This is a genomic window from Martinezella sp. CNPSo 3795 (assembly GCF_057784475.1).
The window spans coordinates 172,846-199,703 of sequence record NZ_JBXSOQ010000010.1 but is presented as its reverse complement, the minus strand read 5'-3'; the positions used below and the strand labels follow the sequence as shown (position 1 = coordinate 199,703).

Annotated in this window: 26 protein-coding genes; 5 read left to right on the top strand and 21 right to left on the bottom strand. The window is 58.6% G+C overall.

Translation table 11 applies throughout. The features are described from left to right. Positions 1-24: 24 nt before the first annotated feature. The 11 genes from AC13QY_RS24740 to AC13QY_RS24690 all read right to left on the bottom strand — a co-directional run bounded on the left by AC13QY_RS24740 (position 25) and on the right by AC13QY_RS24690 (position 11,514). Entirely contained in the window at positions 25-1,053 is a 1,029-nt protein-coding gene (locus AC13QY_RS24740) for a DUF3991 and toprim domain-containing protein (protein ID WP_488494099.1), read from the bottom strand. A gap of 183 nt (positions 1,054-1,236) precedes the next feature. Continuing rightward, a complete protein-coding gene (locus tag AC13QY_RS24735) occupies positions 1,237-1,413 on the bottom strand; it encodes a hypothetical protein (RefSeq protein ID WP_488494098.1) in 177 nt (58 codons plus the stop codon). Between the two features lie 289 nt (positions 1,414-1,702). Next, positions 1,703-1,894, bottom strand: a complete 192-nt coding sequence (locus tag AC13QY_RS24730) for a helix-turn-helix transcriptional regulator (RefSeq protein ID WP_488494097.1) — start codon at positions 1,892-1,894, stop codon at positions 1,703-1,705. Between the two features lie 217 nt (positions 1,895-2,111). After that, a complete protein-coding gene (locus tag AC13QY_RS24725) occupies positions 2,112-3,992 on the bottom strand; it encodes a methyl-accepting chemotaxis protein (protein ID WP_488494096.1) in 1,881 nt (626 codons plus the stop codon). Between the two features lie 62 nt (positions 3,993-4,054). Beyond that, a complete protein-coding gene (locus tag AC13QY_RS24720; RefSeq protein ID WP_488494095.1) occupies positions 4,055-5,320 on the bottom strand; it encodes an NAD(P)/FAD-dependent oxidoreductase in 1,266 nt (421 codons plus the stop codon). Positions 5,321-5,393: 73 nt separating this feature from the next. Further along, the gene (locus tag AC13QY_RS24715; RefSeq protein ID WP_221118344.1) at positions 5,394-5,705 is read right to left on the bottom strand and encodes a putative quinol monooxygenase; all 312 of its coding nucleotides are present in this window, start codon (positions 5,703-5,705) and stop codon (positions 5,394-5,396) included. A gap of 10 nt (positions 5,706-5,715) precedes the next feature. Then, a complete protein-coding gene (locus AC13QY_RS24710; protein ID WP_221118345.1) occupies positions 5,716-6,813 on the bottom strand; it encodes an NAD(P)-dependent alcohol dehydrogenase in 1,098 nt (365 codons plus the stop codon). A gap of 70 nt (positions 6,814-6,883) precedes the next feature. Continuing rightward, entirely contained in the window at positions 6,884-7,882 is a 999-nt protein-coding gene (locus AC13QY_RS24705; protein WP_488494094.1) for an ABC transporter permease, read from the bottom strand. A gap of 5 nt (positions 7,883-7,887) precedes the next feature. Further along, positions 7,888-8,829, bottom strand: coding sequence for an ABC transporter permease (locus AC13QY_RS24700; RefSeq protein ID WP_488494118.1), 942 nt, complete (start codon positions 8,827-8,829; stop codon positions 7,888-7,890). A 10-nt stretch (positions 8,830-8,839) separates the two neighbouring features. Continuing rightward, entirely contained in the window at positions 8,840-10,369 is a 1,530-nt protein-coding gene (locus tag AC13QY_RS24695; protein ID WP_488494093.1) for a sugar ABC transporter ATP-binding protein, read from the bottom strand. A 56-nt stretch (positions 10,370-10,425) separates the two neighbouring features. Then, positions 10,426-11,514: a substrate-binding domain-containing protein gene (locus AC13QY_RS24690; protein ID WP_221118348.1), complete on the bottom strand. Its 1,089-nt coding sequence runs from the start codon at positions 11,512-11,514 to the stop codon at positions 10,426-10,428. A 250-nt stretch (positions 11,515-11,764) separates the two neighbouring features. Here AC13QY_RS24690 and AC13QY_RS24685 point away from each other — a divergent pair, with 250 nt between their 5' ends. After that, positions 11,765-12,415, top strand: coding sequence for a 2,3-bisphosphoglycerate-dependent phosphoglycerate mutase (locus AC13QY_RS24685; protein WP_488494092.1), 651 nt, complete (start codon positions 11,765-11,767; stop codon positions 12,413-12,415). Positions 12,416-12,444: 29 nt separating this feature from the next. On the opposite strand, the gene AC13QY_RS24680 is transcribed toward AC13QY_RS24685, so the two are convergent. Then, entirely contained in the window at positions 12,445-13,554 is a 1,110-nt protein-coding gene (locus tag AC13QY_RS24680; RefSeq protein ID WP_488494091.1) for an alcohol dehydrogenase catalytic domain-containing protein, read from the bottom strand. A 310-nt stretch (positions 13,555-13,864) separates the two neighbouring features. Between AC13QY_RS24680 and AC13QY_RS24675 the strand changes: the two genes are divergently transcribed. The 4 genes from AC13QY_RS24675 (at position 13,865) to AC13QY_RS24660 (ending at position 18,094) form a co-directional block, all read left to right on the top strand. Then, positions 13,865-14,971 carry an NAD(P)-dependent alcohol dehydrogenase gene (locus AC13QY_RS24675; RefSeq protein ID WP_488494090.1) on the top strand — a complete coding sequence of 369 codons (1,107 nt, stop codon included), beginning with the start codon at positions 13,865-13,867 and terminating at the stop codon, positions 14,969-14,971. Positions 14,972-15,054: 83 nt separating this feature from the next. Then, a complete protein-coding gene (locus AC13QY_RS24670; RefSeq protein ID WP_488494089.1) occupies positions 15,055-16,719 on the top strand; it encodes a GMC family oxidoreductase in 1,665 nt (554 codons plus the stop codon). Beyond that, positions 16,716-17,198: a hypothetical protein gene (locus AC13QY_RS24665; protein WP_488494088.1), complete on the top strand. Its 483-nt coding sequence runs from the start codon at positions 16,716-16,718 to the stop codon at positions 17,196-17,198. Before AC13QY_RS24670 ends, AC13QY_RS24665 begins: the two co-directional genes overlap by 4 nt. A 20-nt stretch (positions 17,199-17,218) precedes the next feature. Beyond that, entirely contained in the window at positions 17,219-18,094 is an 876-nt protein-coding gene (locus tag AC13QY_RS24660) for an N-acyl homoserine lactonase family protein (RefSeq protein ID WP_488494087.1), read from the top strand. A gap of 171 nt (positions 18,095-18,265) precedes the next feature. On the opposite strand, the gene AC13QY_RS24655 is transcribed toward AC13QY_RS24660, so the two are convergent. The 9 genes from AC13QY_RS24655 to AC13QY_RS24615 form a co-directional block, all read right to left on the bottom strand. Then, positions 18,266-18,463, bottom strand: a complete 198-nt coding sequence (locus AC13QY_RS24655; RefSeq protein WP_488494086.1) for a hypothetical protein — start codon at positions 18,461-18,463, stop codon at positions 18,266-18,268. A gap of 145 nt (positions 18,464-18,608) precedes the next feature. Further along, positions 18,609-20,096, bottom strand: coding sequence for an NAD-dependent succinate-semialdehyde dehydrogenase (locus AC13QY_RS24650; RefSeq protein WP_488494085.1), 1,488 nt, complete (start codon positions 20,094-20,096; stop codon positions 18,609-18,611). 31 nt (positions 20,097-20,127) lie between these two features. Next, the gene (locus AC13QY_RS24645) at positions 20,128-21,147 is read right to left on the bottom strand and encodes an ABC transporter permease (RefSeq protein ID WP_488494084.1); all 1,020 of its coding nucleotides are present in this window, start codon (positions 21,145-21,147) and stop codon (positions 20,128-20,130) included. A 13-nt stretch (positions 21,148-21,160) separates the two neighbouring features. Then, a complete protein-coding gene (locus tag AC13QY_RS24640; RefSeq protein WP_488494083.1) occupies positions 21,161-22,132 on the bottom strand; it encodes an ABC transporter permease in 972 nt (323 codons plus the stop codon). Then, on the bottom strand, positions 22,132-23,685 hold the full coding sequence (locus AC13QY_RS24635) for a sugar ABC transporter ATP-binding protein (protein WP_488494082.1): 1,554 nt from the start codon (positions 23,683-23,685) through the stop codon (positions 22,132-22,134). Before AC13QY_RS24635 ends, AC13QY_RS24640 begins: the two co-directional genes overlap by 1 nt. A gap of 93 nt (positions 23,686-23,778) precedes the next feature. Further along, on the bottom strand, positions 23,779-24,942 hold the full coding sequence (locus tag AC13QY_RS24630; protein WP_488494081.1) for an ABC transporter substrate-binding protein: 1,164 nt from the start codon (positions 24,940-24,942) through the stop codon (positions 23,779-23,781). Positions 24,943-24,968: 26 nt separating this feature from the next. Next, on the bottom strand, positions 24,969-25,865 hold the full coding sequence (locus AC13QY_RS24625; protein ID WP_488494080.1) for an alpha/beta fold hydrolase: 897 nt from the start codon (positions 25,863-25,865) through the stop codon (positions 24,969-24,971). Continuing rightward, on the bottom strand, positions 25,862-26,245 hold the full coding sequence (locus tag AC13QY_RS24620) for a hypothetical protein (RefSeq protein WP_488494079.1): 384 nt from the start codon (positions 26,243-26,245) through the stop codon (positions 25,862-25,864). Before AC13QY_RS24620 ends, AC13QY_RS24625 begins: the two co-directional genes overlap by 4 nt. 76 nt (positions 26,246-26,321) lie before the next feature. Then, a complete protein-coding gene (locus tag AC13QY_RS24615; RefSeq protein ID WP_221118362.1) occupies positions 26,322-26,750 on the bottom strand; it encodes a carboxymuconolactone decarboxylase family protein in 429 nt (142 codons plus the stop codon). Between the last annotated feature and the right edge of the window lie 108 nt (positions 26,751-26,858).

Sequence of the window (26,858 nt, the reverse complement as noted above, 5' to 3'; positions counted from 1 at the left end):
TGTCCTCTCGACCTGCCATCCTCTTCAGTCCTTCAAGACATCTTCCGGGCCGCCGGCATCGCGATCGCCGGTGTCAAGGGCCGGCTCCGCCGGGCGAAGCCTCCCTTGATGCGGGCGGCGCGCATGCGGCACGCCTTTCTCCCGTCTTTCCCTCCTTCGCTTTTCTCTTTGCTTCAGGGTTTCGTTCCAATCCTCCATAGGCGGACGCAACCGCATCCAGTCGCAGCCGACAGTCTCGGCAAGCGCCCTCAACCGTTCCGCATACATGTCGCCTTGGGCGTTGGCGTCGGTCGCCGCGACGAGTTGGACCCCAGGCCGGGCCGCCGCCTCCCGCAACGCTTCCTCGGTGGAGGGCGACCATCCGCCTCCCGTGCTGAGATAGAGGGTGCCTTCACGCGAACCTTCAATCGCCGCGAGGCTCATCGCGTCGATCGCAGCCTCCGTGACGGCGAGGCGCGACGAAACCTCCGGTCCGAGACGAAAGAGAACTTTGGCTCCGCCCGACGCGAAGCCGCGATACTGCGGACCGCGCGCCTCCCACCCCGTCACAGTGCCGCCATTATCGGTGTGAGCCGCCCACATGCTGCCCAACGGTCCTTCCCGTAAGATGTCGCCCTTGATCGCCACCTGGAGCAGCCGCGCCGGCAGGCAACGCTCGTCGTGGAGGTAATTCCATGTCGCCGAGCCCAGGCAGGGGCGACGCCGTCCCCGCCAACGATCTCCAAGGGAACCTTCAGATTTCCTATGATGCCTTTGGCCTGGCCATTCCGGTTCCATGGTTTTGAAGCCTACGAGCTCGGCAATCCTCGCGATACATTCGACAAAACCGACGTGATCGAGGTGCTCGACCAGCGTGAACACGTCTCCTTTCGCGTCCGTCAGCGGATCGAACCAGCCGCATCCCTCGTGGGTGACGATGATGATCTCGCCGTTGCGTCGAAACTTCACGGCCCGACGCGTGCTCTCCTTTAGGTCAACCGCAAATCCCGCCTGCTCCAGCACGGCGGCGCACCTTACCTGGCTGCGCAGATCCTCGATCTTTCGTCTGTTCATTCTCGTTTCTCCTGCCTTTGCTTTGCCCATCGCCTCAGGGGCACCGCTCAAATCCCCGCGAAGAGCAATGGCCGCAAGGGCGCGGCCGGCAACTGACGAATCTGGCAGTGATCGGGACGATGGCCGCGGCGAAGCCTCCCTTGCGGCCAGCCGCTCGCAAGCGGCAGCCGCGCGAAAGGCGGCTCAGTGAGCCGCCCAAGGGAAGAATTCGTTCACGATTGCCAGATCGTCGCCGGCGTCGATCTCGTCAGAGGGCAGGACGCCGTATTCGCCGTCGACTTCGAAGACTGTGACCGGGACCATCAGGTCGCGGGAGAGCTGGAAGGCGTGGGACTGTGCGAGGGAAAGATCGTGCGACATCTGAGGGGCTCCATCCTGGAGCGGGCCAATTCCCGCTCGATGGCTCCTCAAAAGGCCCGGCTTCGGGCGCGATCACCGCGAAGGCGCGAGACGAAGCGGCCGCAGCTTGCTAGCGGACCCCTTGCGGGTTGATCGTGGAAGATCCGGAGACGGGCCAGGACGCCATCAAAAGAGAGCAGGATTGGACCCGTTCATGGCGAAGCCGGTCGGTGCGCGCCATCCGCTTACGTGCCACATTGCCGCCTGATGTGGAGGTGCCGGCCCGGGCAGGTCAATCGGCGCCTGGCGATTAGATGATATTGGTGGACTTCGCCTTTTCGACCGCCTCGATGATCGATGTAACGCCGAGGCGTCGGCAAACCGCGTCCAGCTTCTGCCGGATTTCCTCGGCGGGTTGCCGCTCGATGCTCGCGATCTCAGCGAGGCTCCTGCCTTGAGATATCCACCGGAGGTATATTGCTTCAACGGACGTCAGCTTCATCGGCCTCGCTCGGAGACAAAAGGGCTGCCGCCAGGACCTGTCCAGCGGCAGCCAAGGCGCCTCGGGAGGAGGCTTGGGAAAAGAATTCCCCCATTCGCATTCCCTGTGTTATGTTATAACATCTCGCATAATACTTTTTATGGAACCGAACGATTTCTGCAACGCACTCATCATCCACGAGAAGGCTTCACAACCCTTTTTCCGCCCCTTGGATGACCTACGCGCGTAGCACACGCGAATTCTCCAATATGACAATTTCCGCACCCGCTACCTCATCGGATGCCGGAACATTGGCTTCGTCGGCCGCCGTTTGATGAATTTTGAACTGCCGCAAGAGCTCGGTGAGCGCTTCGGCCTGCGATGCTAACATGCTTCCTGCGGCGGCGGACTCTTCCGCCATTGCCGCGTTCTTTTGCGTTTCGTTATCGATTGAACCGACAGTGGCGTTGATGTTTGTAAGCGTTATCGCTTGCTCTTGCGCCAACCCGGCGATTGCCACAACATGTCGATCGATTTCCGTGACCTCGGCAATAATCTGGTCGAGGCTCCTTCCAGTCTCGTCCACGAGGGTTACCCCTTTTTCCACCTGCGCGCTTGCGCTGGAAATCAGTTCCTTGATTTCCCTTGCTGCTGTCGCAGATCGCTGCGCAAGCTCCCGAACTTCTTGAGCCACAACAGCAAATCCGCGTCCCGCATCGCCTGCGCGGGAAGCTTCAACACCAGCGTTCAGGGCAAGAAGGTTCGTCTGAAAGGCGATCTCGTCAATGACCCCAATGATCGTCGTGATCTGATCCGAGGATTTTTCAATGTTGCGCATTGCCTCGACCGCAGAACGAACGACGACACCAGACGCCTCCGCAACATTTTTCGCTTGTGCGACCAGGACTTTCGCTTCGGCGGCGCGTATCGCGCTGTCGCGAATTGCAGACGTTACCTCTCCAACCGCGGCCGCAGTCTCCTCAAGGGATGCCGCTTGCCGCTCCGTTCTGGCAGACAGGTCATGGGAAGCTGAACGAATTTCTTCACAACCACTATCGATCTGAAGGGCATTTTGACTCACATACAACAGCGCGGTAAGGAGCTTTTCCACTGAGGCGTTGTAGTCAAATCGAAGGCTATCCAGATCCGCCCTGAAAGGTGTTTCGATCCGGTGGGTCAAATCCCCGTCGGAAAGCCGCTGAAGTGCGGCTCCCAGTGTGCTTACAGCGAACTTTGCCGCGCCGGCGTCGGCAGCGTCACGTCTCTCGCGCGTTTGCCGGTCTCTTTCCGCAGCCTCTCGCACCAACGCGCTGTCGTGTTCGAGCCGTGCTCGCTCAATGGCATTCCTCCGGAAGACCGAGACCGCGCGGGCCATGCTTCCCAGTTCGTCCCGGCGCTCCTCGCCGGGCACTTCGTCGTCCGTGTTATCATCCGCAAGGGACATCATTCGATCCCTGAGGCGAACCAATGGCAGCGTCACGTACTGCGAAGCTATGAAGATCGATAGCGCCAATAACGAAGCAAACATGGCTGCGATGGCAACGAGCGAATACAGGCTGGTCTTATCGGCGCTATCCGCCAATTGCTGGCTCCTGAGCGCGGTCGCGCTGGTGAATCCATCAGTCCAGTCACGCACGGCAAGGACCTGATCCGCTATGATCGGGTCGGCTTGGCGCAGCAAAGCGTTGGCGTTTGCGGTGTCTCCCTTAAGTGCCAGCTGAACGGCTCTGTTTGTGAGTTCCAGAATACCGTTGGCGGCAGAGATGAAACCGTCGATGCTCTCCTTCTGATCGGGAGCCAGCTTCTTGACGGCGCGAAGTTCGGAAAGCAATTTCGCCTTGTTGTTCTCATAATAAAGGGCGAATTTTTTGATGTTCGGGTCCTTGGTGTCATAGGACATGACCTGGTAAGCGTTGTAGCTCAGCGCAGTAAGTCGCTGGCTCGCCCGCGCCATCTGAATAGCCGCCGCCTCGTCCTCAGCGATGAAACTTACATAGCTCTGGGAGGCACTCCGATATTTGAGCGATACGAATGTCAATCCGGTTATGCCGATGGCGCAGACGGGCGCCACCAACAGAAGCATTTTCAGTTTTATGCTGACATTTGCTAGAAACGACATAGTAAATCCCCTCATGTATGTCGTTGGTCCCATGCCGATCGCCGCGCGGCCTGCTGCCGATCTCAGACTTCGTCTTTAAGCGTCTCTTTCTGCGTGATGAGGCGCGCCGAGTGGTGTCCCGTCGTGAAGACCCACAGCCAACTGAGCGCGACGGCCATTCGGCTGCGAGTGCCGATCAGGAAATAAATGTGAGCCAGGCCCCATATCCACCAAGCGAGCGAACCCTTCAGTCGGAGTTTTCCGAAATCGATGACAGCCGAGCTCGGGCCAATTGTCGCCAGGTTACCGAGGTGTCTGTAGCGGAATGGTGCGGGCGCGGGTTTTTGCAGGCGCCGCGCCTTGATGACCGAGGCAACATATTTTCCCTGTTGCTTCGCCGCAGGCGCGATGCCAGGTACCTGATTTCCGTCTTCCGTTCGCACGGAAGCGGTGTCACCCACGATGAAGACCTCCGGGTGCCCAGCAACCGTCAGGTCTGGTTCAACGAGCGCTCTTCCTGCGCGATCCCGCTCCGCGCCGACCCACTCGGCGGCCTTTGATGCCTGAACGCCTGCCGCCCAGATAACCGTTCGGCTCGGAACGAACTCGTCTCCAATGCTCACGCCGTCTTCGTTGCAGGCGGTCACCGGGCGGCCTGTACAGACCTCGACACCCATCTTCGTCAATGACTTGTTGGCGTAGTCGGACAGGGCCGGCGGAAAAACCGGAAGAACGCGCGGTCCAGCCTCGATCAGGAGAATTCGCGATGACGATGTGTCAATGCTTCGGAACTCCTCCACAAGGATTCTATGGGCGAGCTGAGCAATGATGCCAGCCATCTCTACCCCTGTCGGTCCGGCACCGATGATGCTGAAGGTCAGAAGAGCCTTCCTGCGCTCGGGGTCAGCCTCCAATTCTGCTTTCTCGAATGCGAGAAGAAGGCGTCTTCTTATCGTTGTCGCATCCTCGAGCGCCTTTAGGCCGGGCGCAAAGGGCTCCCATTCGTCACGCCCAAAATATGCGTGGCGTGCTCCAGTGGCGAGGACCAGAGTGTCGTACGGCACCGTATGCCCGCCCTTCAGCCATACAGAGCGTTGCGCCACGTCGATCCCGACGACTTCGCCAAGCAGCGTAGAGATGTCCTTCCGTTCGCGGAACAGCGTCCTTATCGGCCAAGCTATTTCCGACGTCGCGAGCACCGTTGTCGCCACCTGGTAAAGCAGTGGCTGAAAGAGGTGATGATTGCGCCGATCGATGATCGTAATGGAAGTTTCCGGGCATTTGAGGTCCCTGGCGAGCTGGAGACCCGCAAAGCCTCCGCCTACGATCACTACGCGATGTTGCGCCATTTTCACTCCAAGATATGGACGGGTTGCGCCTCAGCGGAAGCGCTGTTCCTGCCGAGCCATGGACGCCGCGCGCTCAGTCGCTGACGCGGCTATTCACAATGATGGACGGGGGACTGACGAGCAGTGGCAGGAGCGGTTCCAGGACGCGCAACACGTTGGGATGCTTGCCGTGACCGGCCACCGCCTCTTCGTTCGCCCAGCCATCGAGAATGTAGAACGTGTTGGGCTCGTCTGAGCGCTGATACAGGTCGTAATAGAGGCATCCCGTCTCTTCACGAGCCGGTCCGATAAACTCCAGAAGCAGTTCCTTCACACGACCCCTGTTCTGGGCCGTGGTCTTGAATTCGACGATAAGGTGCTGTTCCGCGGATTTCGTGGACGACATCGGCTGGCTCCTAATTGAACACGATGACGGGCTTAATAACGCGACCTGCTTCTGCGTCCGCGATAGCCTCGTTGATCTTCTCGAATGGATATTTTGTGATCAACTTCTGAAACGGGAAGAGGCCTGCCTGATTGAGCTGAACCATCTGCGGAATAAACAACTGGGGGATTTGGTCGCCGAGGATTGCGCCCTGAATCTTGCGGTTGAAGACCATGAGATCGAGCGGAATAGGAATGTCTTTGCCGAGCGCGTCAAGGCCGAGGAGAACAACATGTCCGCCGGGCCGCGTGCATTTGATGGAGTTGAGGATAACCGGAATGATACCGACGGCCTCGACTGCGAAGTCAGCACCACCTCCGGTCAGGGCGTGGATCTGCTCCACGACATCGGCGTCCCTGCCATTGATGGCGTGCGTAGCGCCCAATTCCTTGGCCATCTCGAGCCGCTGCGGGTTCAGATCAACGACGATAATCTTGCCGCATCGACGGACTTTGGCGGCCATGATAGCCGCAATGCCGACGGCTCCCGCACCGAAGATGACAATCGACGAACCAATCTCCGGCTTCATGGCATTAATGACGGTGCCGGCCCCGGTCGCCATGCCGCAACCCAGCGGAGCGGCATTTGTCAGGTCAAAGCCTTCCGAGGGGAGTAGAGCGGCGTTGTTCTCTGTCGCCAGTATGTGGGTCGCGAAGGAAGACTGCCCGACGAAATTGCTGCCCACTTCGTCACATACGATGGCTTTCTTCCCGTTCGGCCGCAGACCCGTCAAGTTGTACTGCGTGTAGTTCTGGCAGTTCATTGGATGCGAGCGCCGGCAGTCGGGGCAGAAGCCGCATGAACTCTGGCTGAGCGCGACAGCGTCGCCTACCTTCAGTCCCTGCACATCTGAACCCACCGCCTCGACAATTCCTACTCCTTCGTGCCCGGGAATGACGGGAGCGGGTGGGCCGAAGATGCCGTCTCTCAGCAGCAGGTCAGTGTGGCAAATACCGGTTGCGACGGTGCGGACAAGGATCTCGTTCCCTTCAGGATCAGCCAGTTCCAGGTCCCGGAACTCCAGCGGAGCCTTCGGCTTCACGGCAACAGCCGCAGTTATCTTGACCATTTCTTCTCTCCTGCTTTCTTCTTCTGCTTAGGCGCGGGAACGACACAATCGACAACGATGGCGGACCGGTTTAGATGCGGCCCGCTCGAGTTCCGTAGATGATCGCGGCCAGTGCGATGATAAGGCCCTGAACGATGAGTTTTCCTGGTTCCTGGATGCCGAAAACAGTCAGCATAGCGAAGAGGAAGCTGAAGGCGACGACTGCAACGAACGGACCCGCAACGCCGCCGCGATCGACGCCGAACGTAACGCCGCCAAGGATCGTTGCAGCCAAGGCGTTCATAAAAGTATCGAAACCTGGCTTGATCGTGCCGACGGCCAGGGCCGATACTTGGACAAGCGCAGCGATGCCGGTCAGGACTCCCGCCGTCACATGCGAGACGAATATCGTGCGGGCAAGCGGGATCCCCGTTGTCTCGGCGGCGCGTGGGTTATCACCGACTGCACGGAAATAGCGACCGACAATCAGGAAGCGGAATGCGACGGCTACGAGCACCGAAGTCGCGATCCAGATGATGACGGAATACGAAAGTCCATGAACGTTGCCGCTCGTCAGGACGCGTAGCCAAGTTGGCGTAGAACCGGGCGCCCTGCCCGCGCTCATATACTGAACGATGCCGATCAGGATCGCCGAGACGCTCAGCGTTGAAATTACTGCGGAGGCGCGGACGTAGGCAACAAGCGCACCATTGATAACACCGACGAGCAACCCGACCACGATAGGCATCGCCACTGTCATAAAAGGCGGGTAGCTGTTCAACAAGCCAGAACTCGCGAGGTATATCGCGAAGGCGAATACGCCGCTGACGGAAAGATCGATCGAGCGAACCCTCATCACCAGAGACTGTGCCAGCACCGCTATCCCAAGTGGGGCCGACTGCTTCAGGATTGCAAACCAATAGTTCGGGTTGATAAGGGTCGCACTCACGGCAGGCGCGACAGCGATCAGGATTGCAAGCACGTAGTATGCTGGAGGCAAGCCGATGATCCAGGAAACAACGCGCTTGCCGTTAAACGAAGGGGATGGCGCACCTGGCTTGGAATTAGCGGTAGTCATCGAGGTGTCCATCTTTTTCAAAGTCCGATTGTTTTGCGCCGCTGCGAAACAACGAGCACGAGGAGCAGCGCGCCTTTAGCCACCGATTGCAGAAAGGCGGAGACATTCGCGAGGTTCATTACGTTGTTGACGAGCCCTAAAATTGCGGCTCCTACGACCGTGCCGAAGATGCTTCCGATGCCACCGGCAAGGTGAACGCCGCCGAGGGCTGCCGCCGTAACAGATTCGATCCCAAAAGCGGCTCCGCCCTTGGGATCGCCAGACGCAAGCCGCCCCGCCAGGAACATCCCTGCGGCGCAGGCGAAAAGGGCCGAAAGCACATACGCGTTGACGATCGTGCGCTCTACCGGTACGCCGTTCATGCGAGCGTTGAATTCATTGCCACCCGCCGCGAAAAGATAGAGACCAAACGGTCTGCGGTAGAGTATCCAGGCGGCGACGAGCGAAGCGACGGCTAACCAGACCAAAGAGTTTGGTATCGGGCCAATTGAGCCCGCCACCGACGTCGAGAGCCAATCCGGCACCTGTCCTCCTGGAATCGGAAGTATGATCAGGGCAAGACCCTGGCCGATTCCCATCGTGGCGAGCGTCATGATGATCGGATGGACGTTCAGGCGTGCTACACCGTAGCCATTGACCAGGCCGAAAGCAGTTGCAACCGCAAAGCAGAGTGGGATTCGTACGGCGACGGGCATGTCCAGGGTCATGATCGCGGTCGTCACACTGATGATTGACCCTACCGAGACGTCAAGGCCGCCGGTCAGAATGACGAACGTCTGGCCAAGCGCCGAAATGACAAGGGTGGTCGACTGCGCAAGTAGGTTCGAGAGGTTTTCGCCATCCAGAAAGCCCGGAAGGAAAGCGATCGACGCGATCACCATCAACAGGAGCGTTCCGATCGAAAGCCGGATCGCCCCTGCGCGATATGGAACCCTGAGGTAAGTTGCGACGGTGTTCATAAACTTCTCCTCAATGAATCGCAGCGCGCTGATCGTGCGTGGCATGAGAACCCAACGCTGTTCCGAGAATACTTTCTTCGGTGGCTCCCATAGCCGGCGTCTGGCCCACAATTTTCCGGTCGTGGACGATCAGAATGTTGTCACAGAGCCCGATGAGTTCGGCCAGTTCACGGGAGGAAACAATCACAGCTCCGCCGCGCTCGCTGAAGTCACGAAGCAGGCGGTAGATCTCGGCCTTCGCGCCAACGTCCACGCCGCGTGTGGGTTCCTCGATTACGAGGATGTCCACACCCGAGAGAAGCCAGCGCCCGAGCAGGACCTTTTGCTGGTTTCCGCCGGAGAGCTTGCCAACGGGCGCGCTCGGGTCAGCTGCAGCCACGCGCAGTGACTTGATGATTTCGCGCACGCGCGAAACGGATCTCCATGCAACGCTGGCCATGCTACGGTTGAGCTGCTTGCCGAGCGCGATGTTGTCGTAAATTGGCAAACGGAGAAACAGACCTTCCTGCTTGCGGTCTTCGGGTATGAACCCGATGCCTGCCGAGATCGCGTTTGAAAAGCCAGAAGAGACATCTACGGATCGCATGGATGAGTCGGCACCGCGCCGCCTGACAGTAACGGATTTCGCCGACTCCACGCCGACCAACGCTCTCATAATCTCGCGTTGACCTTGCCCTTCAAGACCCGCGAGTCCTAGGATTTCTCCCTTCTTGACAGAAAACTGGACCGTCGGCCCTTCGGTGTCGAGGCGAAGGTCAGACACCTCGAGCATATGGTCGCCCGTTTCAGCCGCCCGCGACGGGAAGAAGTTTTGAAGCTCGCGACCGACCATCGTGGCGACAAGGGAACGGAGGTTGAAGTCTTCGACCTTCTCGGTCTTCACCCAAGCTCCGTCTTTCATGACCGTGATCTTGTCGCAGAGTTCGAAGACTTCGTTCATGCGATGTGAGATATAGACAATGGCTTTGCCGGCGCTTTTAAGATCCCGGATGACTTTGAAAAGGTGCTCGACGTCGGCCGAGTTCAACGCTGCGGTTGGCTCGTCGAAGATGAAAACGTCTGCATTCGATGTGAGACCTTTGGCGATTTCGACCGCTTGTTGCTGAGCGACGGTCAACGTGTCGACGATCGCCATCGGGTCGAGTTGGGGAAACACGTTCGCCAGGAGACGGCGCGACCTCTCGATTACCTCTGCGCTGTCGATCGAGCCGTCGGCGCGCCGTGGCTCGTGACCGAGGAACATATTCTCGGCGACGGTTAGATTCGGTATGAGGGTGAATTCCTGGAATATCGTCGATACACCGGCGAGGCGCGCCTCTTTCGGGGTGCGGAAATTGACTTCCTCACCGCGAAGCCGCACGGTTCCAGACGTGGCCTGATAAACGCCGGACAGAATCCGCATCAGCGTGGATTTACCCGCGCCATTCTCGCCCATCAGCGCGTGCACCGTGCCAGGCTCCAGCGAAAAGCGTACGTCCGACAGGACTTTCGTGGCGCCAAAAGACTTATTGATGCCGACCATTTCGACAAGCAGGCTCATGAAAGCTTCCATATTTGTTGGAGTTGCGGGCGCGGAAATTCCGCGCCCGGCTTGCTTCAGGCTTTGAAGTACTCGAGCAGTTTCTCGTTCGGCATTTCGGTCGGAGCCCAATATGCGTCGGTGAGATCCGACCTGTAGAACTTGGAGAGCGTCTCGTCGGTGATCGGCTTGGGACGGTTCGTCCAGTTGCGATTGATCGGCTTTCCTTCGAGGAGCGCGAACGCGGCGCGCAACGCGGCAGTGGAAAGCGCCGGCGGGCAAATCGGCCCGATGGACGACAGCTTTTCATCGTTCCAACGGCGCATCCAGCCGTTCAGCGCTTCGCCGGTGATCGGTGGTATCGTCGAGGCGCCAGCTTCTTGAAGGGCATCCAGAACGCCGAGCGACATGTTCGCGCCATCGGTCCAAACGCCCGCGATGTCGGGGTCGGCGAGATAGAGGTTTTCGGCGATCTTCTTCGAATCCTCGTAGGACCAGCTGCCGTGCTGTGTCGATGTGATTTGAAGCCCCGACTTGCTGAAAACTTCCATCGCGCCGCTGTAGCGGTCGGCATCGATGGGATGGCCGGCAACGCCGCGCAGGACCCAAACTTTGCCCTTGTTGCCGAGCTTGTCGACGAGGAACTGGGCCATGACACGTCCGAAGTAGAAGTCGTCGCCCTGCACTTGGACAGTGAAATCCTCAGTATCAACGCGGCCGAGATAGACCACGGTCGGTATGCCGGCTGCTTTCGCCTTTCGAATGCCTTCTACGGCCGACCCTGTGGTCAGCGGAGCGATGATGATCGCGTCCACCTTCTGCGCGATGAGGTCTTCGATGTCAGCGACCTGCTTGGACGGGTTCAAGTCCGCGCTGCGGAACTGATAGTCCGCGACACGCGCCTTGTTGCGGGTGATTTCGTATTCCGCTTCAAACGCGGTCTGGTAGGTGTGCGTGGATCCTGCGAGACCGTAATGGCTGTGACCGATCTTCCAGGGACCAGTCTTCGTGAACTTGCCCGCCTCAACGATTGGATTGTCGCCCTCGGACGGCCAGGTGTCAGGAAGGATGTTGATATCGGTCGCCGCCCGAAGAATGTTCGGCACGCCAAAGGTGCCGGCGGCGAGCAAGGCGCTACCCGCCTGCAGGAATGTACGTCTCTTCATCTAAGTTCCTCCTCTACCGCCCCGGGCGGACAATTTTGTCTGATAGTGCGAGAGCCACTTGGTCTCCTGCCGTTGCCGGACTCTCCCCAGAACGGCGAGGAGCATCATTATAAATCCGCAGACAATCTGTCAATCTCTATAGTGTCGCCGAATCTGGGATCGAGTTAAAATCATTCTTTATCGTTGTTTCTATTATTCTTTTTCAATTTTCGTCCCGGCAGTAGACAATACGACAATCAGCAAAGCTGAAATGAAACGCCGAGAGGGAGCAACACTGTCGACCTTGGTCATCGTCCGTCACGGGCAAAGCGAGGGGAACGAGCGGAACGAATTCACCGGGTGGAAAAACGCGCCGCTTACTAATAAAGGGCGGAAGGAAAGCCGTGAGGCAGGCGAACGAATTGCCGCGATCGGAATCTCATTCGACGCGGCCTTCTGCTCCGGATTGGTCCGATCCATCGATACCTGCCGGGCGATCTTACGCGAAACGCAAGCCGATCGTCTGGAGCTGTCTCAGACCGAAGCATTGAACGAGAGCGATTATGGCGAACTTACAGGGATGAACAAGGACGAGGCGCGGGATCGCTGTGGCTCCGACTTGGTACAGGAATGGCGGCGCTCCTACCGCACCCGACCGCCCGGCGGCGAGAGCATAAGCGACACCAGCGCGCGGGTCTTGCCGTTTTTGCTTTGCGAGGTCATTCCGCTGCTCCTGAGAGCGCGGACGATTTTACTCGTGGCTCACGGGAACTCGCTGAGGGTTGTTCGCCAGGCCATCGAGCGGCTAACGACCGAGCAGATGCTGTCGATTGAAACACCGACGGCAGTGCCGACCATATATCGCATCGGCACTAACCTAACCCTGATTGACAAGTGTGTTCTGACCGGAGACGACCGATGAGGCCCCGCCAGACTGCTTCGCGGTCGGTATTAATCGAAGTCTGTGATTACAACGTAGCCGCTCGTCTTAAAGCTATCCATGTCATGCAGAACCGATTCGACGTCACTGAGCGAAACCGTTCGACTGACGAGTGCGGTTGGTCTGAGCTTCTTCGAAGCGACCAAACTGAGGAGGTCGCCGTACTCGCTCTGTGGGTTGCCGAGACTACCACGAATTTCGAGCTCCTTGAGCACGATCATGTCCATCGGAATCGCGACGATGCCCTTTTCCGCCTGGGAAGTTAGACCGACCTGGGACAATCGACCGCCTTTGCGGAGCGAATGCAACGCTCCGTGTACAGTTGCGATGCTACCGAGCGCATCGACTGCGAGATCGACCCCGGCGCCACGTTCGGTAATTCTCTTGACCGCTTCGCCGACCCTCTCAGACGAAAGGTCCTTCGCATTGACAATATCATGCGCGCCGATTTCTTTCGCCCTCGCGAGCTTTGCATCATCGACATCGACAGCGATCACACGTCCGCCGAGCGACGCTGCGATCTCTATCGCGGCTTGCCCGACCCCACCGCACCCAAAGACGGCGACGCTCTCTCCGCCGCGTAGCGCGCCACGGCTCTGAATTGCACGCCACGCGGTCATGTAGCGGCAACCAAGGGCCGCGGCGGTGAGTTCGTCCACCCCCTCAGGAAGTGGTATGCAGTTCAAGTCAGCATTGGGCGCGCGCATGTACTGCGCCCAACCGCCTGATCCTGGAATGAGGTGCGGCACAGCCGCGTTGTCGCAAATGTTCTGTTCTCCGCGGGAGCAATGGTGGCAGTGCCCGCACGCCAGATTGAACGGGACCGTGACACGTTGTCCAGGGCGGACGGACCTGACGTTGGATCCGACAGCTTCGACAATACCGCCGATTTCATGCCCGAGGACCGCTCCGGGCTGAAGTTTCATTCCGACCCATTCCCAGTCGCCATTCCACAAATGCCAGTCACTTCGGCAGATCCCTGACGCCACGACTCTAACGAGAGCATCACCCGGCTCCAGTTCCGGAACCTTAACCTCCGCTACCGAGATCCGTCCCCTCACTCCCTCGATCTGGGCGGCTTTCATTGAACGACTGGACCACGCTTTCGGCGCTTCGAACATTCTGTTTCCTCCCGAATGGCATATGCGACTTGCATTCCAAATCGGCGGAAACGTACTTTTCGTCTGATAATCTGTCAACGTTCAGCGGGCACAATGAAACTTGCGCCTCAGCCGTCTGCGCATGTAATCGTAGGCGTTGCATCCGTTAACATCTTATAGTCATAGATAATTTCCAAACAGAGCAGCGAAAAGAGACCCCGGTTTAACAGCAAGCTCACGCTGACAAGATTGAAATATGTTGACTGATTGTCTGATGATGCGTAGTTTTGGCCCAATCTGCGCTGGTGCGCGTCTGGAGGAGCCCATCTTTATGAAGCAAGCATATGCTGCAATCTCGCGCGAGAAGGCGAAACCTCTCGTCCTGGAGTGCATCGGAATTGATGAACCGCGGGCCGACGAAATCCTGGTTCGGATCGTCGCGTCAGGCGTCTGTCATACGGACATGGTCGTCCGCGATCAGGGATACGACGTGCCACAACCGGTCGTCCTTGGACATGAAGGCAGCGGCGTTGTCGAAGCCGTCGGAAGCGACGTGAGGGGGCTCGCTCCCGGTGACCACGTCGCCCTCAGCTACGCCTACTGCGGCAAGTGCAAAAAGTGCCTCACTGGCACCCCCTATTATTGCGAAGATTTCTTCGGCAGAAACTTCCGCGGCACCCGCCCCGACGGCACCTGCCCCATCCATGATTCGCACGGCCAGCAGATTAGCGGTTGCTTTTTCGAGCAGTCCTCGTTCGCGACATACGCAATCGCCAGCGAACGGAACGCGGTCAAAATTCCCAAGGACGTTCCCCTCGAGCTCATCGGCCCGCTTGGTTGCGGTCTCCAGACAGGCGCGGGCGCGGTCTTAAACTGCCTCAAGCCCATGCCCGGGTCGTCTATCGCGATCTTCGGCGCTGGGGCGGTTGGGATGGCGGCAGTTATGGCCTCAAAAATCGCAGGGTGCACGACCATTATTGTTGTCGATCTGAACGACGAGCGTCTCGAGCTTGCGGTCGAACTCGGCGCAACACACACGATCAACGCCCGCTGGGAAGACAGTGTCGGGGCCATCAAGGAGATTGCTCAGGCCGGCGTGGACTTCAGCCTGGAATGCACGAGCTCTCCCAAGGTTTTCCGTCAGGCCGTGGATTGCCTTGGAACGCCGGGGACTTGCGGGCTTGTAGGCTCATCCGCGCTCGGCACCGAAGGCACGATCGACATCGGCAAATTCCTTTTCGGTCGCACTCTCGTGGGGGTCGTCGAAGGGCAGAGCATTCCGTCTGAATTCGTTCCTCAGTTGATTGAATATTGGCGGCAAGGCCGCTTCCCGTTCGACAAGCTCGTCCAGTTTTACGACCTCGACGGCATCAACCAGGCGATGGCCGACTCAGAAAGCGGGAAGGTCATCAAGCCAATCCTGCGCATGAGCCATTAGCCTTCCGGCGTCGGGGGTTAAATGCGCAGGGGGTCGCAACGACGGTTGCGGCCCCCCGGAAAGCTTTCGCATTTGGAGGAGAAATGGCTAAAGCAAGCCTTGGAGGAGAGAGCTTCGATTATATAGTCGTCGGAGGTGGAACGTCTGGGTGTGTCGTCACGAACCGTTTGAGCCAGGCGGGCTTCAAAGTCTGCCTGCTCGAAGCGGGTCCAAAGGACGTCAATCCGATGATCCATATCCCCGCCGGCTATATCAAGAACATCTACAGCAAGAGACTTACCTGGAACTTCATGTCCGAGCCGAACCCGGGCACAAACGACAGGAGCTTCTCCTTGCCGCAGGGCCGAGTGCTTGGAGGATCGAGTTCAATCAACGGCCTCAATTATGTCAGGGGCCAAGCCGTAGACTACGACAACTGGGCTGCCCAAGGAAATCCCGGATGGAGCTACAATGAAATCTTGCCCTACTTCAAGCGATCCGAGCGTCGTATCGGCGACGCCGATGAACGCTATCGCGGACGCGACGGCGAGCTTCCGATTACCGATCTGGACTGGCACCATTCCGTCAGCGATGCTCTGATCGACGCGGCGGTCGAACTGGGGATTCCCCGGAACCCGGATTACAACGGCGCCAGTCAAGACGGCGCAGGATATTTCCAGCGGACGATCTACAAAGGCTTCAGGCATAGCTCGGCCCGCGCTTTCCTTCGTAAGGCGATGAAGCGCGGAAACGTGGACGTCCGCACGAACAGCCAGGCCACCTCCATAGTCTTCGACGGTACAAGAGCCGTCGGCGTAGCATATGTTGTGGGAGGGGCAGGCGGAGCTCGACGCGAAGTTCGCGCGACAAGAGAGGTAATCCTCACTGCAGGCGCGCTCAACACGCCCAAGCTTCTCCAACTGTCGGGGGTCGGACCGGCGGAGGTTCTGCGGCGCGCGGGGGTTAAGATTTTCCACGAGCTACCAGGGGTAGGCAATAACCTTCGCGATCACTACGCCGTTCGCATGGTCGCCCGCGTAAAAGGCTCAACAACCATCAACGATCTGGCCCAAGGTCCTGCCCTTCTGGGCCAGATTGCTCGCTGGGTCTTCGGGAAACCGAGCATACTTGCGGTCAGCCCGTCGCTTGTTCACATCTTCTGGAAGTCCGATCCTTCATTGCCGAGGCCCGACCTTGAGTTCGCGTGCGCACCTGCAAGTTTCCGAGAGGGGGTGGTCGGGTTGCTGGACACGCACCCTGGCCTGACGCTCGGCATCTGGCAGGAGCGCCCGGAGAGCCTCGGTTTTGCGCACATCAAATCGTCGAATGCCTTCGAGCCTCCGGCGATACAGCCCAACTATCTCACCCATGAAACGGATCAAAAGGTGTTGCTGGGAGGCATGCGGCTTGCGCGGCAGTTGTTCCGCACCAATGCTCTCAGCAAATACATGGATGCCGAGACATCTCCAACGCCAGATCTCGAAAGCGACGAGGAGCTCCTCGGCTTCGCGCGCCAGAAGGGCACGACCGTTTACCACATGATTGGCACCTGTCGGATGGGGCCGCGCTCCGACCCCGGAACCGTGGTCGACCACCAGCTGCGCGTACATGGCCTCTCCGCTCTTCGCGTCGCAGACGCCTCGATTATGCCCTCGATGCCGTCTGCCAACACCAACGCCTCGACGCTGATGATCGCAGAAAAGGCTGCTGATCTTATTCTGGGACGGCACGCCGCGCCGGCCGAGCCTCCGAAGGAACATGCTGCATGAGGAACGAGGCAGGTTCGTCGACGAAGTCGATACGAGTCGCCGAGGTGCTGGACGACGAAACCTCGGCCTATGCGATTTCGGCTCAGGCATGCTTCGAAAAGTTCCATGGTGCGGCCAATCGACTGGCCGGGCTCCTGGTCCTTCTTGCCATTGCGAAGTCTCGCCTTGTACTCGACGTCGAGATTCAAGCTGCGGCAGCAGATCTCATAAAGGCAGGAAATGACGAGTTCCGCGCACTCTGCTCCACGCCCCGTAGCCAGCATTTTCACCGGCATCTCGCCAACGCAGGTAACCTGCTTCGAGTCGCGATCGAGCATATAGAACGCACGCTGGCAGGCTCTGCATCGGCCCGTGATCCGCTGGTGCCCCTGAAGGCGGCGTGGTCGGAATTAAAAGACGCATCGAGATGCCTTCCGGGGTTCGAGGTGGTGGATTTCCGGCACTCGTGTTGTGCCCTTCATAAGACCGTTATCAGTTAAACAGGAATCGGGAGGAGACTTTGTCTGACTACTCAATATGGATGCTCGAGTTCGCCTGGGTACCTGACGCGCCAACCAGTTCTCTCGTCTATGGTCGACACAATGCGGGGAATGAAAAACTTCCTTACTGCTACACCCTTCTGAGGGGCCACGGGAAATCGATCCTGTTGGATTGCGGCGCGAACTACGCCTCCCATGGCCGCGAATTCATGGAACGCTTCAACGTTCAGAACTGGTTCTCGCCCAAGGAAGTCCTCGCCGAAGTTGGCTGTACTCCCGAGGAGATCGACCACGTGATCCTGACGCACGCGCATTTTGACCACATGGGTGGTCTGGAACTGTTCCCCAACGCAACCTTCCACATCCAGCAGGAAGAGCTCGCGGCATGGGTTTCGCTGATGGCGCTCGACCGACGCTTCCGATGGCTGCTCACTGCCACTGATACGGGGGATATGCTTTACGCGGTCCAACTCGCCCGAGAAGGACGAATGCGCGGCATTGACGGCGATGTCGACAATATTTTCCCGGGGATCGATGTCAGGATAGCGCGGGACACCCATACCGCCGGGTCGCAATATGTCCTCGTCCGTAACGACGGCAAATCTGCCAGCGACGACGTCTTTGTGTACACTGGAGACTTACTCTATCGTCACGACAATATGCATGGCGGCATCGCCGGCGACCCTATGTATGTGCCTGTTGGCCTCGCGTTTGGCAGTCAAACGAAGCTAGTCTTCGCTACCCACAAGATAATGGAGTGTGCCGGCTTCGACATGCGTCGAGTTCTGACGCCACATGAACCCGCGATGACCAGCATGTATCCAAGCCGCACGACGAAGAATGGACATTACTTGATCGAGGTGGCCCTTGCCGAGGGGCAGCAATCATACGTCTAATGCTCCCAAGGCGTGGTCGGGCGGGGATGGCATCGTATGTAGCCTTCTCGCCCGACTAATTCACTGCGGTCCCGCCAGCCTCGAGCGGAGTCGCCGCAGTGGGGAATCTCGCAAAGCCGTTGGACAGTTGTCGACGGCGCCAGAGTGCGGTTTCCAGGAGAAATGTTCGTTTTAGGTGTTATCGACCGACTTCACGCGTGAAACATTGACTCGACAAAAGCCACTCGCCCCCTCGACGCTTGTGCGAGCGGTGAGATCGACGCCATCGGCTCTTTCCTCGACGAAGTCATCATGGCTGTAGAATGCCGAGATATCATGGTCGCTCCGGGTGGGCTTCTTGACGTGTTCGGCAGATGCTTGTTCTGTCATTCGGAAACCCTTGCGATTGAGAGCGGTTCCGCTGCGAACCTCTCAGAGATACGAACGTAGCACCCCCCTGTCGTGGGGGACGCCGATTCACTGGACGGACAGCTTCACCGCGAGGCAGGCCGTTCGGCGCGGCTCCTCAACTTTCTCAGGCGGGTATGCCACCGAGGCAGACGTATTTCATGGACAGGAAGTCATCCATGCCGTACTTCGATCCCTCGCGACCGAAACCCGACTGCTTCACGCCGCCGAACGGAGCCACTTCCGTCGAGATCAGGCCTGTGTTCACGCCGATCATGCCGTATTCAAGTGCCTCCGTCACCTTCCACACGTTGCGAAGGTCGTTCGCATAGAAATAAGCGGCAAGGCCGAACTCCGTGTCATTAGCGAGATCGATGACTTCATCGACGCTCCCGAACTTGAAGACCGGCGCCAGCGGCGCGAAAGTTTCCTCGCGCGCGACCTTCATATCCTTCGTCGCTCCGGACAGAAGCGTCGGCTGGACAAAGGTCCCACCGCTCTCATGTCTTTTGCCGCCGACGACGACGGAGGCACCGCGGCTGACCGCATCCTCGATGTGGTCGTAGAGCTTGGTCACCGCCTCGTCATTGATCAACGGCCCTATCGTTGCTCCATCATCAAAACCGTCTGAGACTTTAAGACCTGCAACCCGGCTCGCCAGCTTTTCCACGAACTTGTCGTAAATGCCGCTCTGGACATATAGGCGGTTAGCGCAGACGCAGGTCTGCCCAGCGTTGCGGAACTTGGACAACATCGCTCCCTCCACCGCTTCGTCGAGGTCCGCGTCATCGAAGACGATGAAGGGAGCGTTACCGCCGAGTTCGAGACTCAGCTTCATGATCTTCTGTGCGCCTTGGGCCATCAGGATGCGCCCCACTTCCGTGGAACCGGTGAAGGTGAGCTTCTTGACGATCGGGTTCGAGCAGACTTCCGCGCCGAACATCCGGGCGTTTCTTGTGGGGAGCACGCTGAATAGTCCGCTAGGAACTCCGGCTCGTTCGGCGAGGATTGCCAGCGCGAGAGCCGAGAGCGGAGTCTCTGCGGCGGGCTTGAAGATGATTGCGCATCCGGAAGCGAGGGCCGGCGCGACCTTGCGAGCGACCATTGCGGATGGAAAGTTCCACGGCGCAATAGCTGCCACGACACCGACGGGCTGCTTGAGGACGAGAAGACGCTTATCGGCATGATGACCCGGTATCGTGTCACCGTAGACGCGTTTCGCCTCTTCACCGAACCATTCGATGTAAGATGCGCCGTAGGCCACCTCCCCACGAGCTTCGGCAAGCGGCTTGCCCATTTCAGACGTCAAGATAACTGCAAGATCATCCGCGTTCTCCACGACCAAGTCATAAAATTTCCGCATGATCGACGCCCGGTCCTTCCCGGAGCGGGCTGCCCAACTCTTTTGTGCTTTCTTTGCGACGTCAATGGCGACGCGCACGTCGTTCAGACCGGCACTGGGAAGAGATGCAAGGATTTCGAGGGTGGAGGGATTCCGCACCTCGATCCGCTCAGCGCCTGTCCCTTCCTTTTGCCAAGTGCCTCCCACGAGCATTTCTTCGCGTACGAGAGAGTGGTCCTTTAGACGGTTGAGAAGAGTGTTCGAGACAGCCATCAGCGTTCCTTTCGAATGCCTGCATATAGTTTCAGATCTGATTTCGTATGTGGGGCGACCGGGCGTAAATCGCGACCATCGGCACGATCAGCAAACCGACGATGGCCTGCTGCGCAGGGAAACTGAGGCCGAGGCCCACAAGAAGCGACGTCAATACCGTAAGAACAAGAACGCCGAGAACCGTGGCACCATAGCCGCCTGCCCCACCAAGCAGTGACGTTCCACCGATTACGACAGCAGCGACGGTGGTGAACAGGTAGGGGTCGCCGACCCCGACGAATCCGCCGCCCGAAAATCCGAGAAGCAGCATGCCTGTGATCGCCGACATTGCGCCGCTGACACTATGGATCACCGTCCATACTTTGAATTCCGAGATACCGAGGCGTGCGGCAGCGGTCCGACTTCCCCCGATGGCATAGATACTACGCCCGAACCAGGTATTGTGCATGAGCCAGCCCAGCGCGATGGCGATGACAGCCCAGATGATAATCACCGGCGGGATCGGCAGGCCGAAGAATTTTCCGTTGAAAGCTGAGATGTTGCGCAGCCATTCGGGGACTGGGGCAAAAACTGTCCCACCGAACTGCGAACCCAGCGACGTGTAGATCTGTACCGCCCCAACCGCAGCGAAGCCCACGCCGAGCGACATGATCAGCGCCTGTCCCTGGAGCTTGAAACTCAGGGCGCCGTTGGTGGCGCCGACAAGAGCGCCCAGCAGCAGCACCAGAAGCATGGCAAGGGGAGCCGGCAGCCCTGCCACCATCAGGCTCGGCAAAAGGATGTTGGCCCCCCCGATGATGTACGGGATGGAAAGATCCAGCGCTCCCACCAAAGCACACAGCGTCTGTCCGATCGACGCGAGCCCAAGGAACGCAGCAAGGAGAAGGATCGACCGCGCGTTCTGCGACGATACGAAGCCCGGAACAAGGATCGCACCCAGCACGAGCAGACAGGCTAACAATCCGAAACCGATCGAAATGCCTTTGTATGTTCGGAGCGGGTTCGACCGCATCGTCATACCGGTCTCAGTCTTCATGACCGTGGAAACCATTTTCATTGTCCTTTCAAGCGGCGGCTCGCCGGCTGATCACGAAGACGTTGACGAGCAACGAACCGACCAGGATGAGGCCGAATGCCATCTGCGTGACGAAGCCCGACACGGTGCCGAAGTTGAAGGTGGAAAGCAGATAGGAAATCAGGAACATGTTTATGGCACCGAGCGTAGAACCCAATGCTCCGCCACGGCCACCGGAAAGGCTCGCGCCACCAAGTACCAGCGCCGTAACCGCCTGAAGCGTATAGGTGCTCCCCTGAGTGGGATCGCCCGAAGAGATGAGCGCAGTGTAGCTGAGAGCAGCAAGCCCGGTGAAGACGCCCCCGACGGCATGTGCGATGATGCGAACGGTATCGACGGGCACACCGCTCGTGTATGCCATCCGTTCATCCGCGCCGGTCATGCGAAGATTGCGATAGAACATCGTGCGCCGGAGAACAGCCCAAACCACGTATGCCGCCAGGAGCAAAAAGAGGACGGGAGAGAACACACTCGTGCCGGCGCCCCAACTCAACATCCAGTCCGGAGCGACACCGCCCGGCCGTGACATGACCATCAGGTTTATGCCCGAAAGCACGAGGAAGCCGGAGAGGGTCACGATGATTGGCGCGACGCGGACATAGATGATCACTAGAGCCTGGAAAAGCTGGAAAGCTGCTCCAAGTCCAATCGCCCACCCGATGACCGCGACGGGATTGGTGACGCCATTGCCAACGAGCCAGGTAATCAGCGTAACGTTGATAAAACCCATCAGAGGCCCGACCGACAGATCTACGGCCCCCCTTCCCGCCATCACGACAGGCGTTATGGCGAGCGCCGTAAGGATGAGCGGCGTGGCGACAAGAATCGCGCCGGCGATGCCGTTCGTCGTGAACAAGCCATGGCCGCGTGTCGCGACCGCGGCCAGGAGCACGATGAACAGACCAACTGGCACAAAAAGTGAGCGGTCTCGCGCGACCTGTCGAAGTGCGTTGCTAGTCATCACGCGGTCCTTTCCACGTCGAACTCGACAGAAGTATCTCGGGACTGTCCGAACATTGCTGCGAGGATGGGCTCCTCGGCTATGTCGTCACCCGAGAGCGAGCGGAACAGCCTTCCGGCGAAAAAGACGTCAACGCGATCGGCAAAGCCGATGAATTCCTCTATCTCACTCGAGAGATAAATCACGCTACCGCCCTTATCGGCAAAGATACGAAGTTCACGATAGAGGTCCCGCTTGGTCCCGAGATCGACCCCGCGCGCGGGATCGTTAAGGACAATGACCTTCGGATCATTCGCAAAGGCTCGGCCGATCAGGACTTTCTGCTGGTTTCCTCCGGACAGCGATGTGATCTTATTCGACGGACTGCTGATCTTGATGCGCAATCGGTCGACCTCTTGCTTGAACATCGGCTTGAGTAATGGCTTCCGGATCACCCCGAGCGGGCCCAGATTCTTCCGGTAGACGCCGATCGCAAGGTTTTCGAAGATGCTTTGTTGCGGAAAAATGCCTTCCCGCTTCCGGTCGCCGGAAACGTAGAAGATCCCAGCCCTCGCCGCTTCGTCGAGTGTTCCCACCGAAGTCATTTTCCCCGTGCCGGAGGAGCGCACCTGAACGTCGCCTCCGAACGGCTGGGCGATCCCGGCGACGGCACGCACGAAGGCATCCTGACCTTGTCCGTCGAGGCCGGCCACGCCGACAATCGCTCCTCGAGGCAGATCGAAATCGAAAGCTGCCGCTGATCTGTGGGTCGCGAGGTTCCGTGCCGTCAGGATCGCATGTGCGCCGTCGCGGCCCTTCGCGGCATAATGCTTTGCGTCGCTCGCACGGCGGTCAGAAGGGGTCATCATGGCCAGCAGGTTCGCTTCCGTGATCTCCTGCTTCTCAAGCACACCGACGGTGACCCCATCACGAAGGATGGTGGCTCGATCGGCGATTCGCACGAGCTCCGCGATCCGGTGCGTGACAATCAGGATCGTCGCGCCGCCAGCTCGCATGCGATCGATTTCTCCGTGAAGACGAATCGTAGAGTCGAGGTCAAGTGCCGCGGATGACTCGTCGAGGATGAGAACCTTCGGGTTGCGCAGGATTGCACGAGCGATGACGATCCACTGCTTGATACTGAGAGGCAGGCGCCCGACGACTTCATCGAGATCGACGGGCTTTCCGACGAGGCGAGCGAGGATTGTCTCAGCCTCGAGCCAACGATCCCCAGAATGACCTTCGGAACGAAAGATGCCATCCCGCCCGACGAACAGGTTGTCGAAAACACTGGCCTCCTCTGCGACCAATACTTCCTGGAAGATGGTGGCCAAGCCGACGCGTTTTGCGGCAACTGGCGAAGTGATCTGCTCGCCAAGGATGGTGACCGTGCCGGCGTCCGGATGCAGCACGCCCGACATGATTTTAGCCATCGTGCTCTTGCCGCTACCATTTTCCCCGACGATCGCGTGCACTTCTCCGGCGCGGGCTTCGAAATCGCATTTCTTGAGCGCCTTTGTTTCGCCGAACGACTTGACGACGTCAGCCATCCTGATGGTGGTTTCATTGTCCATTGCAGAACCTCCGGCAGCCCTGTCTGTCAGCGCCGCTCATCCGCATAATCAGAATAGCCGTCTGACGACTGACGTCGCCAGACGGCAATAGGCTTACTTAACGGGCTTCCAGGGGTCAGCCGGATGCTCGAAGTATTGATCCGCGACAGCTGCCGGGAACCAGCCGTCGGCCTTCGGCTCGATGAAATCCGTCGAATTGAGATCGCAGTCCTCCGGGATCGCCGCCCGCACATCTTCGATCGTGTACGGCAAGACCGGACGAAGGAACGTCTGCACCTTTGGTCCCTGCCCTTCGAGCGTCCGAAGCATGATCTCCCACATCTGCTGCATCTCGCGACGAGGCGGCCAAATATGGAAGCTGGCATTGACCCAGTCGGGGTTCTTTCGCCAGTAGCAAGCAGCGGAGGCCTCACCGCCGAGTGTGATCGGGACCATCGGACGGCCTGACTGAAGCATCGCGTTCAGCACGCCGTTTTCCTGGGCGCCCTGGGTCAAGATGCCATCGATCTGAGAGGGATTGGTCGCAAGAAATTTCTGGACTTCGACCTGAGCAACCTGATCGGTCCATTTGCCGGCCACTTCTCCGACGATTTTGATATCGGGATATTTGGCGAGAGCCTCCTTGGCGGCCTTGTCGAAGCTGTCAGAGGAGGCAAAGCCAGGTATCCCCGAGACGAGAAGGACGTTTCCTTTCTTCCCGATTCTCCCTGCGAGCCAGTCAGCCATTTCGGCTCCGCCCTGGGCGTGGTTTGCAGCGCCGTTGATAGCGTAGGGAGACGTCACATAACCCGAAAATGAGAATACCGGGACCCCCGCCTTGTGGGCGTATTCGATCGTTTGGTTGAGCGCCGTGACGTTCGAGCAGCAGATGATGATGGCATCGACGCCATCATCGACCATCTGCCGCATCTGCTGAATCTGAACTGCATCCTTCAGGTCAGATTGCGTCACCACAACGTCGGAAACCAAACCCGCTTTCTTCGACCTCGGAAGAAGATCGTTCATCACTGCGTCCAGCGCAGCCGCGCGCCAGGTGTTTCCGGCGTAGCTGCTCGCATATCCGATCTTCCAAGGTGGTCCCTTCTTGGGTTTGAAGTCCTTGTAGGCGCTTGGACCAAGCGGGATCTGCGGGTCGACAATCTGGTAGATTTTCTTTTCGCTGGCCGGCAGCTGATCGACGCCGTCGGCGTAGGCGGCGGTGGCAAGAGCGCTGACCGAAATCAGCGCTCCGATGGTTATGTTCAGCAAGTCTTTCATTGATATGCTCCTCCCAAAGACTGTTATCAGGCGACCTTCGCCTTCGTTTCGGACGTCTGCTGAATTTCCTCCAGGATCGGCAGCAGGTACTTGCGGAATTCGGTATAGTCCTCGGTCACGGGGAAGTGTCCGAGCTTCTCCATCGTCCAGAACTTGCTGCCCTTGACGAGATCGGCAGCGATCTTGGTGTCGGCCGGGGAGGTGTTCGGGTCGTACTCGCCCGTCAGGAAGTACAGCATGCACTTCGACGTATCGATCTTGCTTGCCTCTTCAGGGGTAACGTTGTGATCGTAGTAGTAGTAGTAGAGGTCGCCAGCGAAGATGCCCGGGCCGCCGCAGCTATACTCCCACTGGATTTCGCGGACGTTCGCTTCTGGCGAGTGAGGCGAGATGTTGAGCATCATAGCCGCGCCGATCGAAGTGCGGTTGACGTTGGGATTGTCGAACTCCCTGCGGATGCCCGCCATACCGACGTCGACATACTCGGCTGCTGAACGCAGGGCGCCTTCGACTGAGATCGTCGCCCGGAAATTGTCAGGGTAGTTCGATGCCAGATCGATAGCCAAATGGCCACCCATCGAGCTTCCCATATAGACGGGGCGGTCGAGGCCGAGAGCCTTCGAAAGCACGACCTGGAAGTCCATCATGAACTTCTTCGTCATATTGTATTCAGTCTCCCACCAACGGACGCCGTAGGGCGGAAGCGACTTGCCATGATAGGGCAGATCGAAGGCGATGACGCGGAAGTTCTTCGTCACTTCCTCATCGCAAAGCAGGTGACGATACTGGCGGCCGTCGGAACCGGCCGTGTGGCCGACCAGAAGCGGAATGCCCGCACCGGCTTCCTCGTAGTAGACGCGATACTCAATGCCGTCGATCGTCAGATAGATGTATCGGCCGGTGATCGGATCGTGCTTGGTCATGCTGCTGCTCCTTCCGTGCGTGCGTTGCGCATCAGCGTCGTCATGCGGTTGAGAGCGGGCAGATACGCGAAGGTCTCGTTGGTGTTGCTGAGGTGGAGGCCGTGCTTAACGTTTGACGATTGCAGGCACTGATAGAAAGGAAGCGGCTTGTGCTGCAGCAGCGCCTCCCACTGCTCACCCGTTCCACGAATGACGATCTTGCACTTGTCGTCGTCGTAACCGGCCTCTTCAACATTCACCAGTTTGCCGTCATCGAAGTGCAGAGCGACGGAACGCTCAGGAAAATCCAACTTAATGATGCCGTTGAGGTAACGGGTCTCGCGCTTGAATTCAAAGTCCTCACGCGCGAGCTGAGTGAACTTCTCGAGATTGATAGCCAATTTCGGCTCCTCCCTTTGATCAACGCGGACAATTCCGCGCTTTGGTTGCTTGCCGCCACTCCCCGTGACGACGGATTTAAATGCCCATTTCGTTGAAGACTTCTTGGGCGTGGCGGAAACTGTCGATGCCGGCGGGGACGCCAACGTAAATCGCCACTTGCAGCAAGATCTCCTGGATCTCCTCTTTGGTGACGCCGTTGTTGATCGCGCCCCGCACGTGACCCCTGAGCTCGTGAGGACGGTTAAGGACCGAAATCATGCCGAGGTTCAGAATCGACCGAGAGCGCCTGTCGAGGCCGGGTCGGTTCCAGATCTTGTCCCAGCAATACTCCGTCACGAGTTGCTGCATAGGCCAAGTGAAGTCGGTCGCCTTCCCAAGCGCGGCGTCGACATATTCATCACCCATGACTTCACGACGCGTTGTGAGCCCATGGGCGAATTGCTCGGACGGTATGGGCCGTTCCCTACCGTTGGTCTTGACTGTCGCTGCTTCCGATACGGTCATGCAACAAAGCTCCCTAGTTCCTCGTTTAGCTCATTATTGACAGATTATCAGACAATCTGTCAATATATTTCGGCAGGTCTGATGGTCTTCACTCAATCCATCATCGTA